Consider the following 14,149-nt stretch of genomic DNA (forward strand, 5'->3'; position numbering starts at 1 on the left):
GTGGGGGGGCCCCCGCGCCCCCGCACGCCACATTGGGGCGCTTGAACGCGGCGTGAGATCGACCACAGTCCGGCGCGTCGCGGGCGTTAATCCGGCGGCGGCCCGCGGTGCGGTTGCCCGCTTGGCTACGCTCCCGGCTATGAGCGCCACCAAGTGGGAGTACGCCACCGTCCCTCTGCTGATCCACGCGACGAAGCAGATCCTCGACCAGTGGGGCGAGGACGGCTGGGAGCTGGTCACCGTGCTGCCGAACCCGAGCGGGGAGCAGCACGTCGCCTACCTGAAGCGTCCGAAGGGCTGACCCGGTGAGCTGGAGCGAACGGCTGAAGGAGCTCGGCATCGAACTGCCCGGCGTCGCGGCCCCGCTGGCCGCGTACGTGCCCGCCGTCCAGAGCGGGAAGCACGTCTACACCTCCGGCCAGCTGCCCTTCGTCGACGGCGTGCTCGCCGCGACCGGCAAGGTCGGCGCGGAGATCAGCCCCGAAGAGGCGAAGGGCCACGCCCGCACCTCGGCGCTCAACGCGCTCGCGGCCGTGCACGCGCTGGTCGGCATTGACAACGTCGCGCGGATCGTCAAGGTTGTCGGCTTCGTGGCTTCCGCGGAGGGCTTCACCGGTCAGCCCGCGGTCGTCAACGGCGCGTCCGAACTGCTCGGCGAGGTCTTCGGCGACGCGGGCATCCACGCCCGCTCGGCCGTCGGCGTCGCGGAGCTGCCCATCGGCTCGCCGGTGGAGGTCGAACTGATCGTGGAGGTGCAGTGATGGATCCGGACATCGAGCAGTCCACCCACGAACTGCTGCTCCGGCTGGCCGGGCGGCTGCCCGACCAGCTGCTGTGGCGGTTCCGCGACTGGCTCGGCGAGGGCGCCATGGGCACCCTCGCCCGGACCCTGCCGAGGTCTTTGCTTAAGCACAGGATCGACCTCGACCAAACGGAGTACCGGCTGCTCGTGGCCGGTCTCATCCCGCACGGCGCCGACTGGCACCAGGTCAGTTCGACGCTGGGGGTAGACGACGTCACCGAGAACCGGTACACATTCACGTCGAGTGCGCCCGAATGGGTTAACTCGGTCGACTCCGTGTCCGTGTTGATCCACGCAACGTTGCGCGGTCGCCCGGACGTGGGGGAAGTGCGGCAGAGCTGGCGGCACGTCGGTGTGGTCGGACAGGGCACCGCCAAGCGCGTCCTGCTGATCAACGCGCTGTCGGGGTTGCCGAGGTTGACCGGCGAACTGCAGCGCGTGCTGCGGGTCCTGGGCGACGAAGAGCCCAGCGTCGAAGTCATCCCGCCGCGCTTCGACCTGCCGGGGTACCACCGGGCCGCGCTGGCCGACTCAGAGCTGGTCTGCGTGGGCGCCGTGGCGGGGACCCGGCTAGTAGCCGCATAACGCTCGCCCGCCAGCGAGCTGGGAGGGAGCAAGGCAATGGTGGAGGTCCACGACGGCCCGCCCATGGACGGGTTCTCGGTGCCCCTGCGCCTGCACAACCTGTTGCTGGCCCTGGCGGGCCGGATCGACGACAGCGCGCTCACCGAAGCGCGTGAGCTGATCGCCCGGGCCCACATCGACGAGGCGGTCGAGCTGACCACCGGCACGCTCATCGCGGGCCGGATCCCGGTCAGCTCCGCCGAGCAGCGCGAACTGGCGCTGGTCCTCGAGATGAGCCGGTCGGACGCAACGCTGGCGAACGACCTGCTGGTCGACGAGGCCGAGCCGGTCAACACGCACCGGTTCACCGGCGAGAACGCGCCGGAGTTCGGCATCGCCGAGGCGCTCGACCGGACGCTGCAGGTGCTGCCGGACGTCCGTTCGGTGCACGCGGTGTGGCGCAACACCCCGGCCGGCAGCGTGCCGGGCGCGTTGCCGCAGCGCGTGGTGCTCGTGGAGCTGGGGCCGGAGGGCAACCCGCCGGCCGTCGCGTTCCGCGTCGACACGGCGCTGCGCCGGGCCGGGATCCACTCCGTCGTCGAGGTCAGCGGCCCCGGCGTCGCGCACTCCGAGTACCACCAGGCCGCTTCGGCGGCCGCGTCGCCCGCGTGGGTGACCGGGAGCACGACGTCGAGTTCGTCGTCGTACCGCTCGGAGCCCGCGAAGCCGCCGGCCCCGGTGACGTCGGAGCCGGTCGCGGAGTCGGGCAGCCGGCACAGCATGCGGTCGAGCAGCACCACCACGACGGCGCCGGCCGAGCCGGTCGCCCCGGTGGTGCCGATCGTGTCGCCGCCCGCCCCCGAGCCGCCCCGCAAGGCGCGGTCGGAGACGCGGGCGGAACGCACCGCCGACCTGACCCCGGCCGAGGTGGCGCAGCTGCGGCAGGCGCTGGCCGAGGACCCGGAGAAGGGCCGCGAGATCGCCGCGGGCAAGCCGTCGATGCACGAGGTCGTCGAGCTGCCGGCGCTGGATCTGGACGACCCGAGCCTGAGCGAGCGCGACCGGGCGCTGCTGCGCGAGCTGCACGCCGAGCTGGCCGAGCGCGAGCGGGCCGAGGCGGCGAAGATGCGGCTCAACGGCGCGTCCCGCTCCGGTGGCGACCAGCGCGGCTGGACCGCCCCGTAGGACTCTGTTCACGAGAAGGCGGCACTTCCCGTTCGGGAGGTGCCGCCTTTTCCGTGTCCGGCGTGCCACAACTGCGCGACGGGACGTCGGGGGGCAGAGGTATGTTGCCGAGGTGGAGCAGCCAACGGAGTTTGTCTTCGACATCCCGGTCGGCGCGGGGGTCGCCACCCGCGCCAACGCCGACGGCCCGCCGGCGACGCCGAAGGACGCGGCCACGGTGATCCTGGTCCGGGACGGCGCCGACGGCGTCGAGGTCTTCCTCCAGCACCGGGTCAAGGGCATGCCGTTCGCGGGCGGGATGACCGTGTTCCCCGGCGGCGGGGTCGACCGGCGCGACGCCGACACGTCGGTGGCGTGGGCCGGGCCCGAGCCGTCGTGGTGGGCCTCGCGGTTCGGCTGCGACGAGGCCCTTGCGCGGGCGCTGACCTGCGCGGCGGTGCGCGAGACGTTCGAGGAGTCCGGCGTGCTCCTGGCGGGCGGCGCGGAGGAGGCGCTCACCGACGTCACGCCGTACGCGGCGGCCCGCCAGGCCCTGGAGACGCGGGAGGTGTCGCTGGCCGGGTTCCTCGCCGACGCGGGCCTGACCCTGCGAGCCGACCTGCTGCGCCCGTGGGCGCACTGGATCACGCCGGAGCAGGAGCCGCGCCGCTACGACACCCGGTTCTACGTCGCGAAGCTGCCGGAGGGCCAGGAGGCCGACGGGGCGACGTCGGAGGCGTCGAGCTCCGGCTGGCAGCGTCCCGAAGAGGCCATCGCCGACGCGCGCGAAGGCCGCCGGATGCTGATGCCGCCGACGTGGTTGACGCTGAGCGAGCTGGCGGAGTTCGCCACGGCCGATGACGTGCTGAACGCGCCGCGCAAGATCGTCCGGATCGCGCCGACGCTGGTCCGCGAGAACGACCACGTCCGAGTCGTCCTGGAGCCGCGATGAGCGCCCCGGCCTACGGCGTGCTGCGCCAGGTCTCCGAGACGGCTTCGGTGCTGCTGGAGAACAACCCGTCGTCGATGACGCTCGAAGGCACCAACAGCTGGGTGCTGCGGGCGACGCCGTCGAGCCCGGCCGTGGTCGTCGACCCGGGCTACCGCGACCTCGAGCACCTCGAGCTGCTGGCCGCGGTCGGTCCGGTGGAGCTGATCGTGCTCACCCACCACCACCCCGACCACGCCGAGGGCGCGCCGTGGTTCGCCGAGCGCGTCGGCGCGCCGGTGCGGGCGTTCGACCCCGCGCTGTGCGTCGGCGCTTCGTCCTTTGTGGACGGATCGGTGCTCGAGGCGGGCGGGCTCTCCCTCCGGGTCCTGCACACGCCCGGGCACACCGACGACTCGGTGTCCCTGGTCCTCGACGGCCAGGTCCTGACCGGCGACACGATCCTCGGCCGCGGCACGACGGTGCTGCACGACCTCGGCGACTACCTGCGTTCGCTGCGCAAGCTGATCGAGCTGCCGCCTGGGACGGCCGGCCTGCCCGGCCACGGTCCAGAGCTCCCCGATCTGCCCGCGACCGCGCGCGAGTACCTTGCCCACCGGGAACAGCGGCTCGACCAGGTGCGTTCGGCTCTGAAGACGCTCGGGCCGGACGCCACGCCGCGCCAGGTCGTCGAGGTCGTGTACGCGGATGTCGACAAAGCGCTGTGGGCGCCTGCCGAGTGGAGCGTGCAGGCGCAGCTGGACTACTTGCGTTCGGAGGAGAACGGATGAGCAACGTCGAGGTCGAGTTCTACTGGCGCCCGGGCTGCGGCTTTTGCGCGGCTCTGGAGCGGCCGTTGTCGAAGAGCGGCTTCAACATCCGCGCGATCAACATCTGGGAGGACCCGTCGGCGGCCGCCCGGGTCCGCGAGGTGGCGAACGGCAACGAGACGGTCCCGACGGTGATCGTCGGCTCGAAGGCGATGGTGAACCCGTCGTTCGCCGAGGTGGAGGCGGCGGTCAAGGCCGCCTCGGCGGGCTGAGCGCGGCGGGCCGCCCCGGTTGTAGCGGGAGCGGCCACCCGGGCGACTCACTGCCTGTGGACGACGACCGCGCGATCGACTTCGTGCTCAACGGCGAGCAGTACCGCTTGAGCCGCGCCCAGGTGCTGAGCGCGGCGGCCCGCGGCGGGCCGGAGCCGATCCGGACGCACTGGGTCGACGTCGGCGAGGAGCGGTGGCCGCCGCGGCAGATCTTCGAGCGCGCGCTCGGGGTCCCGCGGACGGACTTCATCTCGCACTACGCGATCCGCCAGCTCCGCCGGCTGGGCTTCCCGACGAGCCCGCTGCCGCACGAGCCGGGGATCCCCGAACGCGAACGGCCCGCGCCCGAAAGCGACCTCGGGCCGGCGATCAAGTCCTTCATCGACCTGCACGAGTTCTTCGGGCAGGAGGATCTTTCCCGCCGGGTGAGCCGGCTCGAAGACCGCCTGGAGGGCGCCGACCGCGACACCGTCGAGGAGCGGCTGGCTCCCGAGGGCTTCACCGCCGACCTGCTCGAGGGCGCGCTGCTGGTGCGGCGGCACGCCGGCCGCGTCAACGACCTCATCCACGCGGCGATGATCGTCCGAGCGCTGCCGAAGATCCTCGAACCGGGCGAACGCATCGTCCGGCGCCCGTCGCTGGCCTCGGGCAACGACGGCGGCCGCAAGTTCGACCTCGAGACGGACCGGCGCGTGGCCGAGTTCAAGGCCGCCCAGTGGAAGGGCCGCGACACGATGCGCAAGCGCATGCTCGTCGCCGACCTGGTCGGTCTCGTTCCTCGAACGCGGTGATCGCCGCGCCGAACTCTACGTGCTCGGCTCTTCGCCGCTCGACTTCCTGCGCACCAGCACCTCGACGGTCGAGTGGGCACTCGGCCGTTCGTCACCGCACCTGCGGCAGGCCTACGAACAGCGCTTCGGCAGCGCCGTGCTGACGGTCGGCCAGTTCACCGCCGGGCCGGCGGCGGACGTCGTCCTCCGCGACCTGACCGGACTTATCGGCTGAGCATCGGCATCAGGTAGTACGTCAGTTCCACCTCCCCCGGCTCCGCGGCCCGCAGGATGCACGCCCGCATCCCCGGCTGGATCGACAGCACCACCCGCTCGCTGCCGAACGCCGCCAGCGCGTCGAGCAGGTAGCGGGCCTGGAACGAGGGTGCCGTCCGGCCGCCGCCGACCTCCGCCTTCAGGACCTCCTCCGCCTCGCCCGTGTCCTGCCGTGCGCTCGCCAGCCGGACCTGGGCGTCGCCCACCTCCAGCGTCAGCACCCGCCTGTCCTCCGCGTACACCCCCACCCGGCGGACCGCCGCCGCCAGGGCGTCCGCCGCCACCGTCACCGTGGTGTCCACCGCGCCCGACGGGATGGAGTCCTCCGACAGGAAGCCCGCGTCCAGGACCGCCGTCGCGACCAGGCCTCCCGGCCAGCTCACCCCGAACCGGCCCGGGCTCACGTGCAGGCCCACCCTGCCGCGGGCCTGCCGGGCCGCCTCCGCCAGCAGAGCCGCCGGGACCAGGACGTCCAACGTGCCCGGCGACCGCAGTGGCAGCCGGGCCACCGCCATCCGGTAGCGGTCCGACGCCGTCAACATCAGGCCGGACCCGGCCGCCTGCACGCGGACGCCGGTGAACAGCGGGAGCGGGTCGTCCTTCGCCGCCGTGCCCGCGACGATCCGCAACGCCGAGGCGAACGCCGCTCCGTCCACTTCGGACACCTGGGCGGGTGGGGCCGGAGCAGGACCGGACGACGGCAGCAGGGGCAGCGCGAACCGGGCGTTGTCCAGCCGCAACGCCAGGCGCGTGCCCTCGACGACCAAGCGGACCAGCTCCGCGTCGAGCACCTTCAGCGTCTCCACCAGCGGGGCGGCCGGGACCACGACCGCGCCGCCGGTGTGCGTGGTCGCCGGGCAGCCGAACCGCACGGCGAGGTCCGCTGCCGCGCCGGCGACCGTCAGGCCGGCCGCGTCCGCCTCCAGCCGCAGCCCGGTGCGGGACGGCAGGAGGCGTGACGCGGCCGAGACGGCCGCCGAGAGGCGGTGGGCAGGCGCGGTGACGTCCATGCCCACAAGCTAGCGGCGGGCACCGACAAAAACCGCGGAACTACGCGTTGACCAGCGCCGGAACCGGCGCGGGCCGGGCCGGCCGGACCGTGCCGCGCAGCAGCCACACGACCAGTGCCAGCGCCAGCCCCGCCACGCTCGCCGCCAGGAAGGCCGCGCCCGGGCCGGCGTGCTCGACGACGTACCCGCTGATCGACTGGCCGGCCGCCAGCCCCAGCGTCACCGCCGTGAGCACCCAGCCGAAGGCTTCCGCGGCCGTGCCGGACGGCGCCACCACCTCGATCGTCGTCGAGTGGGCCGTCGACTGCGGGGTGATCAGCGCCCCCGCCAGCAGCATCATCAGCGCCAGGCCCCACAGCGAGGACGGCCACGCAAGCAGAGCGACCAGCGCCCCGAATCCGCCGAGCAGCGCCGGCAGCCGCAGACCGAGCTGCCGCGGCCACGGCCGCAGGCTGTAGGCGACGCCGAACGCGACCGAGCTCAGCGACCACGCCGACAGCAGCAGGCCGCCCACGGACGCCTGGCCCGCTTCGGTGGCTGCCGCCGGCACGGCGACCTCGACGAACCCGATCACCACGCCGAAGCCGAGCGCGGCGATGGCCAGCGTCCGCATGCCCGGGCTGGCCAGCGCGCCCAGCAGCGACCCCGACGAACCCGACGAGGGCCCCCACTCGCGCACGGCCGGGCTCAGGGCGAACAGCACCGCGCCGGTGAACTGCAGCGCGACGCCCAGCACCAGCCCGGTGCCCGCCCACGGGGCCATCACCAGCAGCCCGGCCACGCCGGGGCCGAGGATGAAGAAGACCTCCATGCTGATCGCCTCGTACGAGAAGGCCGCGTTGCGAGGGCCGCCCGGCGGGAGCAAGCGGCCCCATAGGGCGCGTGACGCCGACCCGACCATCGGCTCGGTCAATCCGGTGAGGGCGCCCAGCGCGACCAGCACGGCCGTCGCGGCGTGCGATTCGATCGCCGTGACCAGCCCGCTCATCGACAGCGCCAGCAGGACCGAGACGGTCAGCAGCGGCCGCGTCGGCCCGAACCGGTCGATCAGCCTGCCCTGCACCACCGCACCGACCGAAACCCCGACGAGTGAACCGGCCGAGACGAGCCCGGCGACGGCGAAGGAACCGGTCTCGCGCTGGACGTAGAGCAGCGCCGAGATGCCGATCATCGCGATCGGCAGGCGGGCGAGCACGGACGCGACGGCGGGCCACCGGACCGCCCGGGTCGTCAGCGCGGTGCGGTAGTCGGCGAGGGACGTGCGGCTTTCGTGGTTCGAGACAGACTGGGACACGCGTGCAAGTATGCCGCAGAGTGGTACGTCGGTACCAGTTATTTGACGGTCAGGTTCGTCACCGACAGACTGGCGGTGGATCTTGGGACTGGTGCGAGAGGTCTCGATCAGGTAACACTCACGATATTCTCCGTGGACTCCTGCAACGAAACGGCCCGGACGGCGTCCTTGAGAGTGAATGGCCTTGAATTCGTGGGTATGGGCCGTGATGGTTGAACAACAGCACAGAAAACCCAGCTCCCTCCGGCACTCGGGTCGGGGCCTGGCCCGGAGGGCGGGGAGCGCGGATCGTCGGGGGATGGTCCGCGCAAACAACGAAGAGCCGGTGCGCCACGTCGGGGGTGGCGCCCGGCTCTTTGTTGTGCACGCAGAAGGCCCCTCGGCGCACCGAGGGGCCTTCGACGTGAGTGGGCTCAGCGGGCCCGGCGGGCCAGCCGCTCCGGGTCCAGGATCAGCACGCTCTTGCCCTCGAGCCGCAGCCAGCCGCGGTGGGCGAAGTCGGCGAGCGCCTTGTTGACGGTCTCGCGCGAGGCGCCGACGTACTGGGCGATCTCTTCCTGCGTCAGGTCGTGCGTGACCCGCAGCAGGCCCGCCTCCTGGCTGCCGAAGCGCTGCGCGAGCTGCAGCAGCGCCCGCGCCACGCGGCCGGGGACGTCGGTGAAGATCAGTTCCGCGACCATGTTGTTCGTCCGGCGCAGGCGGCGCGCGACCACGCGCAGCAGCTGCTCGGCGATCTCCGGGCGGGTCGAGATCCACTGGCGCAGGGCCGGGCGGTCCATGGTGACCGCGCGGACCTCGGTGACCGTGGTCGCGCTCGACGTCCGGGGGCCGGGGTCGAAGATGGACAGCTCGCCGAACATGTCCGACGGGCCGAAGATGCCCAGCAGGTTCTCGCGGCCGTCCGGGGACTTGCGGCCGATCTTCACCTTGCCGGACTGGATGATGTACAGCTTGTCGCCGGGTTCACCCTCGTTGAAGATGACATGGCCGCGGGGGAACTCCACGGATTCCAAGGTCTGGGCCAGCGCCTCCGCCGCTGCCGGCTCAACACCCTGGAATATGCCCGCACGGGCCAGGGTTTCGTCCACCTCGGGTGCCTCCTCGTCGAGAAACGATCACGCTCCCCGATGCTCGAGGAGCGTGACGCCGATCACTTGCGCGTCAGTCTAGGGCGTACTCCCGAGATCGCCCGCCGGACTCGCGAGCGGCGGAAACGATCTCGTTCGAACGTGGAGCCTAACTCCGCACGCGACGCGCGCGTAGCCTGGCTGCCCGTCCGCCCAGCCTACGCAGCCGGAACAGCTCCAGCGCACGGCCGATGCCGTGCCCGTAGAGCGCCCTGACCTCGTTGGGCTGCGCCTGCTCGAGGAACTCTTCGACCTCGTTCTCCTGCACCGCGACGTGCTTCAGCCTGCTCTCGACGCGCTCCATGCCCAGCGCGAAGAACATGATCACCAGGGGGACCAGGATGACGAACCAGACAGTCATGACCGGACCCCGAAACACTCGATGGAAAGCATCTACTCCAGATCCTCGCTCATGGCGGCCGGAAAACGCGCCGAGGTGGTGCTCTGGCGTGTCGGTCGTCCACCGGTGCAGTCACCGGCTCGTCCGACGGCGCCCGTAGGCTATCGGGGTGCCACCTGCCACCACGAACGCCCCCCGTGAGGGCGCTGGTGAAAGCCGATTGGCTCTGGTGAGACGCGCCAGGCGGATGAAGCGTTGCCTCGACGACGTGTATCCGGGCGCCCACTGCGAGCTCGACTTCACCACGCCACTGGAACTGCTGGTCGCGGTCGTGTTGTCCGCGCAGACCACCGACGTCCGGGTGAACCTCGTCACGCCCGCGCTGTTCAAGCGCTACCGGACCGCCGCCGACTACGCGGGTGCCGACCGCACCGAGCTGGAGGAGTACCTCCGGAGCACCGGCTTCTACCGGGCGAAGGCGAACTCCGTGATGGGCCTCGGCGCGGCGCTGGTCGAGCGCTTCGGCGGCGAGGTCCCGGCCAAGCTGGACGACCTGGTCACCCTGCCCGGCGTCGGCCGCAAGACCGCCAACGTCGTCCTCGGCAACGCCTTCGACGTGCCGGGGATCACCGTCGACACCCACTTCGGCCGGCTGGTCCGGCGCTGGGGCTGGACGGCGGAGGAGGACCCGGTCAAGGTCGAGCACGCGGTCGGCGAGCTGATCCCCCGCAAGGAGTGGACGATGCTCTCGCACCGGGTGATCTTCCACGGCCGGCGCGTCTGCCACGCCAAGAAGCCGGCCTGCGGCGCGTGCCCGCTGGCCAAGGACTGCCCGTCCTACGGCACCGGGCCGACCGGGTTCGACGAAGCCGCAAAGCTGGTCAAAGGCGAAGAAAAGGACCACATCCTGGCCATGGCGGCGCCCCGGTGACGAGCGTCACCAAGTGGGCACTGGCCGCCGCCGTCCTGGCGGTGGCCTTGCTCGTCGCGCTGCTGCCGCGCGGGGGTGCCGACACCGCCGCGAAGCCGGCCGGGGACCTCGGGCCCGCCCGGTCCGCGGCGGCGCTCCAGCCGTGTCCGGTGCCCGGGGCGGCGCAGCCGGTGAAGCAGCTCGACGGCGTCACGGCGGACTGCCTCGGCGACGGCGCGCGCGTCGACGTCGGGAAGGCCCTCGCCGGGGCTCCGGTGCTGGTCAACGTGTGGGCGTCGTGGTGCGAGCCGTGCCGGACCGAGCTGCCCGTGCTCCAGGAGTACGCGAAGCGGCCGGGGGCCGTGCGCGTCCTCGGCGTCCAGGTGCAGAGCCCGGCGAAGGACGGCCTGGAGCTGCTGGCGAAGCTCGGCGTGCACCTGCCGTCGGTGTACGACGGCAACGGGCAGACCGGCCCGGTCCGGACCGCCCTGAAGGTGCCGCCGCGGCTTCCGGCGTCCTACTTGGTCACCGCGACCGGCGAGGTCCGGTTCATCGCGAACCCACCGACCTTCGGGAACACTGACCAGGTGCGCGCGGCAGTCGAGGGGGCATCGTGATCGGACCACTGGTCGAACCCGAGTCGGTTCCCGAGTGGCTCCGGCCGCTGGTCAAGGTGAGCGGCGAGGTCGATGCGAAGACGTTCACCAAGTTCAGCCCGCCCGAAGACGCCTACACCCGCCCGGCCGCCGTGCTGATCCTCTTCGGCGAGCGCGAAGCCGACGGCGAGCCGGACGTTCTGCTGCAGCGCCGCGCCGACACGCTGGGCTCGCACGCCGGCCAGGTCGCCTTCCCCGGCGGCGGCGCTGAGGAAGGCGACGGCGGCCCGATCGGCACCGCCCTGCGCGAGGCCGAAGAAGAGACCGGCGTGGTCCCCTCCGGTGTCCGGCCGGTCGCGGTGCTGCCGGAACTGTTCGTCCCGGTGTCCGGGTTCGCCGTGACGCCGGTGCTGGCCCACTGGGCCGAGCCGTCGCCGGTGCACGCGGTCGACCCGGCCGAGACGGCGTCCGTCGCGCGGGTGGCCATCGCCGACCTGGTCGACCCGGCCCACCGGTTCACCGTGAAGAAGAAGGGCATGCCCTGGAAGGGGCCGGCCTTCGAGGTCAACGGCCTGTTCGTGTGGGGGTTCACCGCCGGGCTCCTGTCGGTCCTGCTGAGCCTGGGGGGCTGGGAGCGCGAATGGGACGCGGGCGACGTCAGGGACCTCGACGAGGCGCTGGCCGCCTACCACGCGCAGCGTCTTACCGGGGCTCCGCCCCGGGCCGGGGGCTCCGCCACCCGGACCCCTAAAAAGCAGGTAGCAGGGGAGTGAAGCGGTGAACTGGGTCGATGTGCTGGTGCTGCTGCTGGCCCTGCTGGCGGCCGTCTCCGGTGCGTTCCAGGGCGTGATCATCGCGCTGCCGTCGCTCGTCGGCGTCGTGCTCGGGGCGGTCGCCGGGATCAAGCTCGCGCCGGTCGTGGTCTCGTTCTTCGACGACCCGGTCTGGAAGGTCGCCTTCGCCGTCGCGACGGTCGTGTTCCTGGTCGCCTTCGGCGAGGCGATCGGTGTCTACGTGGGCCGGCGGCTGCGGCAGAAGATCAACCCGGACAAGCTCTCCGGTATCGACAAGACGCTCGGCGCGGTCGTGCAGGCCCTCGTCGTCTTCGTGGTGGCGTGGCTGATCGCGACCCCGCTGACGACCGTGTCCGGCCTGCCCGGGCTGGCCAAGGCGATCAACAACTCGGTGGTGCTCGGCAAGGTCAACGAGGCCATGCCGGAAGCCGCCCAGGGCTTCCCGAGCCAGCTGCGCAAGCTGCTCGACGCGTCCGGCTTCCCGTCCATCGTGGACCCGTTCCAGAAGGCCCCGACGGCGGACACCTCGCCGCCGGACCCCGCGCTGCAGCGCAGCGGGATCGTCCAGGACCTGCACGGCAGCGTGGTCAAGATCCGCGGCACCGCCGGCTCGTGCTCGCGGTCGCTGGAGGGCAGCGGGTTCGTGGTCGCGCCGCAGCGGGTGATGACGAACGCGCACGTCGTGGCCGGCACCGACACCGTCGGCATCGAGACCACCCAGGGCGACTACCCGGCCCGGGTCGTCTACTTCGACCCGGAGGTCGACATCGCGGTGCTCGCGGTGCCGCGGCTGAAGGCCGAGCCGCTGCAGTTCGCGCCGGAGACGGCACGGGCGGGCGACAGCGCGATCGTGCTCGGCTACCCGCTCGACGGCCCGTACCGGGCGACGCCGGCCCGCGTGCGCGGCCGGATCAACCTGCGCGGCCCGGACATCTACGAGGCCAACACCGTCCAGCGGGACGTCTTCACGGTCCGCGCCGAGATCCGCAGCGGCAACTCCGGTGGCCCGATGGTGACCCCGGACGGCAAGGTCATCGGCGTCGTCTTCGGCGCGGCGGTGGAGGACCCGGAGACCGGCTTCACGCTGACGGCCGAGCAGGTCCGCGCCGAGGTCGACGCGGCTTCGTCGCAGTCGGCGAACGTGTCCACCGGCTCCTGCGCCGCCTAACGCCCGAAGCGCAGCGCCAAGCCGTCGAGCAGGGCCCGCATGCCCAGCTCGAAGATGTCGTCCAAGACGAGGTCGTAGCCGGTCTCGGTGAGGTCGGCGAGCATCCCGGCGAACGTCGGGTGCCCGGCCGTCATCGCCGCCACGGCCGGGCCCTGGTGGTCCATCCAGTCGTCCTCGGTCAGGCCGGACGACGCCAGCGCGCTCTGCTCGCGCTCGAGGTGCACCGCCATGCCCTGGACGTGGCCGAAGACCAGGACGTGCAGGTCGCACAGCGTCGCGGCGTCGACACCCAGCTCGGACAGCGCCGAGAGGGCCCATTCACCGTGCACGGCGAGGTTGCGCAGGGGCAGCGGCCGGGTGATCGGCCCGAGCTGCGCCAGCCACGGGTGCCGCTTGAACAGCGACCAGAGGGTGCGGCCGCCGAGCAGCAGCCGCTCGCGCCAGTCGCCGGACGGCTCGGCCGGGTAGCCGCGCTCGCCGAACGCCGCGTCGGCCATCAGCAGCACCAGCTCGTCCTTGCCCCGCACGTACCGGTACGGCGCCATCGCCGCGACCCCGAGGCGGGCCGCGACACCGCGCATGGACAGCGCGCCGAGGCCTTCGGTGTCGGCGATGGTGATCGCGGTCCGCACGAGCTGCTCGCGCGTCAGCCCGCGCTGACCACCGCGGCGGTCGCGGTCGGCGACGACCGTGCCGGACCGCGGCTCGGCGCGGACCACGCCCTCCTGGCTCAGCAGGTCCAGGGCCTTCGCGGCGGTCGCGAGCGCGACGCCGTGGTCGGCCGCGAGCCGCCGGGTCGAGGGCACCCGCGCGCCCGGCGGCAGCTCGCCGCGCGCGATCCGCTCCCGCAGTTCGTCGGCGATGGCCACGTACTTCACGGCTGACCCCTGACCTAGTACAGAAGGCCATCTGTACTAGTACAGAAATAGCCTTTGAGCTGGCTGTTCTCCACAGTGGAGCGTACAAGCGTACGACTCTGGAGGAAACCATGCGGAACGTCCTGATCTCGGGTGCCGGTATCGCCGGCGGCACCCTGGCCCGGTTCCTGGCGCGCGCGGGCTGGGCTGTGACCGTGGTGGAGCGCGCGCCCGGCCCGCGCACCGGCGGCCAGGCGATCGACGTGCGCGGGGTCGCCCTCGACGTCGTCGACGAGCTGGGTCTCGGCGATCGGATGCGCGCGCTGCGGACGCGACTGCGGGGGATGTCCGTGGTGGACGGCGACGGCCACGAGCTGTTCCGCTCGGAAGAGCACACCTTCAGCAGCGGACGGCTCGACAGCGCCGACTTCGAGATCCTGCGCGACGACGTCGTCGCGCTGCTGCTGGAATAACCGAAGAGCACAACTATGAACACCATTCACAATA

General features: G+C 72.3%; 19 protein-coding genes. 14 read left to right on the forward strand and 5 right to left on the reverse strand.

The window, feature by feature from the left end; translation table 11 throughout:
• The first annotated feature begins 139 nt into the window (after positions 1-139).
• From ACWEVN_RS39450 to ACWEVN_RS39490, 9 genes are all read left to right on the forward strand, one after another.
• Complete coding sequence (locus tag ACWEVN_RS39450; RefSeq protein ID WP_003068074.1) at positions 140-301, forward strand: DUF4177 domain-containing protein; 162 nt, start codon at positions 140-142, stop codon at positions 299-301.
• Between the two features lie 4 nt (positions 302-305).
• On the forward strand, positions 306-761 hold the full coding sequence (locus ACWEVN_RS39455; RefSeq protein WP_086840822.1) for a RidA family protein: 456 nt from the start codon (positions 306-308) through the stop codon (positions 759-761).
• Positions 761-1,387, forward strand: coding sequence for a hypothetical protein (locus tag ACWEVN_RS39460; RefSeq protein WP_310969207.1), 627 nt, complete (start codon positions 761-763; stop codon positions 1,385-1,387). Before ACWEVN_RS39455 ends, ACWEVN_RS39460 begins: the two co-directional genes overlap by 1 nt.
• Positions 1,388-1,423: 36 nt before the next feature.
• Complete coding sequence (locus ACWEVN_RS39465; RefSeq protein ID WP_310969205.1) at positions 1,424-2,551, forward strand: hypothetical protein; 1,128 nt, start codon at positions 1,424-1,426, stop codon at positions 2,549-2,551.
• A gap of 112 nt (positions 2,552-2,663) precedes the next feature.
• The gene (locus ACWEVN_RS39470) at positions 2,664-3,482 is read left to right on the forward strand and encodes an NUDIX hydrolase (RefSeq protein WP_449687932.1); all 819 of its coding nucleotides are present in this window, start codon (positions 2,664-2,666) and stop codon (positions 3,480-3,482) included.
• Positions 3,479-4,249 (forward strand): MBL fold metallo-hydrolase, encoded by a 771-nt coding sequence (locus tag ACWEVN_RS39475; protein WP_452054683.1) that lies wholly within the window; start codon positions 3,479-3,481, stop codon positions 4,247-4,249. Before ACWEVN_RS39470 ends, ACWEVN_RS39475 begins: the two co-directional genes overlap by 4 nt.
• Complete coding sequence (locus tag ACWEVN_RS39480) at positions 4,246-4,500, forward strand: glutaredoxin family protein (protein ID WP_452054684.1); 255 nt, start codon at positions 4,246-4,248, stop codon at positions 4,498-4,500. Before ACWEVN_RS39475 ends, ACWEVN_RS39480 begins: the two co-directional genes overlap by 4 nt.
• A gap of 56 nt (positions 4,501-4,556) precedes the next feature.
• The gene (locus ACWEVN_RS39485; RefSeq protein WP_452054685.1) at positions 4,557-5,291 is read left to right on the forward strand and encodes a hypothetical protein; all 735 of its coding nucleotides are present in this window, start codon (positions 4,557-4,559) and stop codon (positions 5,289-5,291) included.
• 19 nt (positions 5,292-5,310) lie between these two features.
• Positions 5,311-5,505, forward strand: coding sequence for a hypothetical protein (locus ACWEVN_RS39490; RefSeq protein WP_452054686.1), 195 nt, complete (start codon positions 5,311-5,313; stop codon positions 5,503-5,505).
• Here the strand turns inward: ACWEVN_RS39490 and ACWEVN_RS39495 are convergent.
• The 4 genes from ACWEVN_RS39495 to ACWEVN_RS39510 all read right to left on the reverse strand — a co-directional run bounded on the left by ACWEVN_RS39495 (position 5,495) and on the right by ACWEVN_RS39510 (position 9,338).
• Positions 5,495-6,556: a DNA polymerase III subunit beta gene (locus tag ACWEVN_RS39495; RefSeq protein WP_452054687.1), complete on the reverse strand. Its 1,062-nt coding sequence runs from the start codon at positions 6,554-6,556 to the stop codon at positions 5,495-5,497. The genes ACWEVN_RS39490 and ACWEVN_RS39495 overlap by 11 nt on opposite strands.
• A gap of 40 nt (positions 6,557-6,596) precedes the next feature.
• Positions 6,597-7,850 (reverse strand): MFS transporter, encoded by a 1,254-nt coding sequence (locus ACWEVN_RS39500; RefSeq protein WP_449687937.1) that lies wholly within the window; start codon positions 7,848-7,850, stop codon positions 6,597-6,599.
• Positions 7,851-8,263: 413 nt separating this feature from the next.
• Positions 8,264-8,938 (reverse strand): Crp/Fnr family transcriptional regulator, encoded by a 675-nt coding sequence (locus tag ACWEVN_RS39505; protein ID WP_003081747.1) that lies wholly within the window; start codon positions 8,936-8,938, stop codon positions 8,264-8,266.
• A 148-nt stretch (positions 8,939-9,086) separates the two neighbouring features.
• Complete coding sequence (locus tag ACWEVN_RS39510; RefSeq protein WP_003081722.1) at positions 9,087-9,338, reverse strand: hypothetical protein; 252 nt, start codon at positions 9,336-9,338, stop codon at positions 9,087-9,089.
• Between the two features lie 226 nt (positions 9,339-9,564).
• Between ACWEVN_RS39510 and nth the strand changes: the two genes are divergently transcribed.
• Genes nth through ACWEVN_RS39530 form a run of 4 tightly spaced genes read left to right on the forward strand, consistent with a single transcriptional unit; the run spans position 9,565 to position 12,785 of the window.
• A complete protein-coding gene (gene nth / locus ACWEVN_RS39515) occupies positions 9,565-10,248 on the forward strand; it encodes an endonuclease III (protein ID WP_449687938.1) in 684 nt (227 codons plus the stop codon).
• Positions 10,245-10,844 (forward strand): TlpA family protein disulfide reductase, encoded by a 600-nt coding sequence (locus ACWEVN_RS39520; RefSeq protein WP_452054688.1) that lies wholly within the window; start codon positions 10,245-10,247, stop codon positions 10,842-10,844. The genes nth and ACWEVN_RS39520 overlap by 4 nt, the downstream gene beginning before the upstream one ends.
• Positions 10,841-11,596 (forward strand): NUDIX hydrolase, encoded by a 756-nt coding sequence (locus ACWEVN_RS39525; protein ID WP_452054689.1) that lies wholly within the window; start codon positions 10,841-10,843, stop codon positions 11,594-11,596. Before ACWEVN_RS39520 ends, ACWEVN_RS39525 begins: the two co-directional genes overlap by 4 nt.
• A 4-nt stretch (positions 11,597-11,600) precedes the next feature.
• Positions 11,601-12,785 carry a MarP family serine protease gene (locus ACWEVN_RS39530; RefSeq protein WP_310969184.1) on the forward strand — a complete coding sequence of 395 codons (1,185 nt, stop codon included), beginning with the start codon at positions 11,601-11,603 and terminating at the stop codon, positions 12,783-12,785.
• Here the strand turns inward: ACWEVN_RS39530 and ACWEVN_RS39535 are convergent.
• Complete coding sequence (locus ACWEVN_RS39535; RefSeq protein WP_452054690.1) at positions 12,782-13,663, reverse strand: GntR family transcriptional regulator; 882 nt, start codon at positions 13,661-13,663, stop codon at positions 12,782-12,784. The genes ACWEVN_RS39530 and ACWEVN_RS39535 overlap by 4 nt on opposite strands.
• A 110-nt stretch (positions 13,664-13,773) precedes the next feature.
• On the opposite strand from ACWEVN_RS39535, the gene ACWEVN_RS39540 reads away from it, so the two are divergent.
• Positions 13,774-14,115, forward strand: coding sequence for an FAD-dependent monooxygenase (locus ACWEVN_RS39540; protein ID WP_452054691.1), 342 nt, complete (start codon positions 13,774-13,776; stop codon positions 14,113-14,115).
• Positions 14,116-14,149 lie beyond the last annotated feature (34 nt).

It is taken from the genome of Amycolatopsis sp. NPDC003861 (assembly GCF_053605405.1).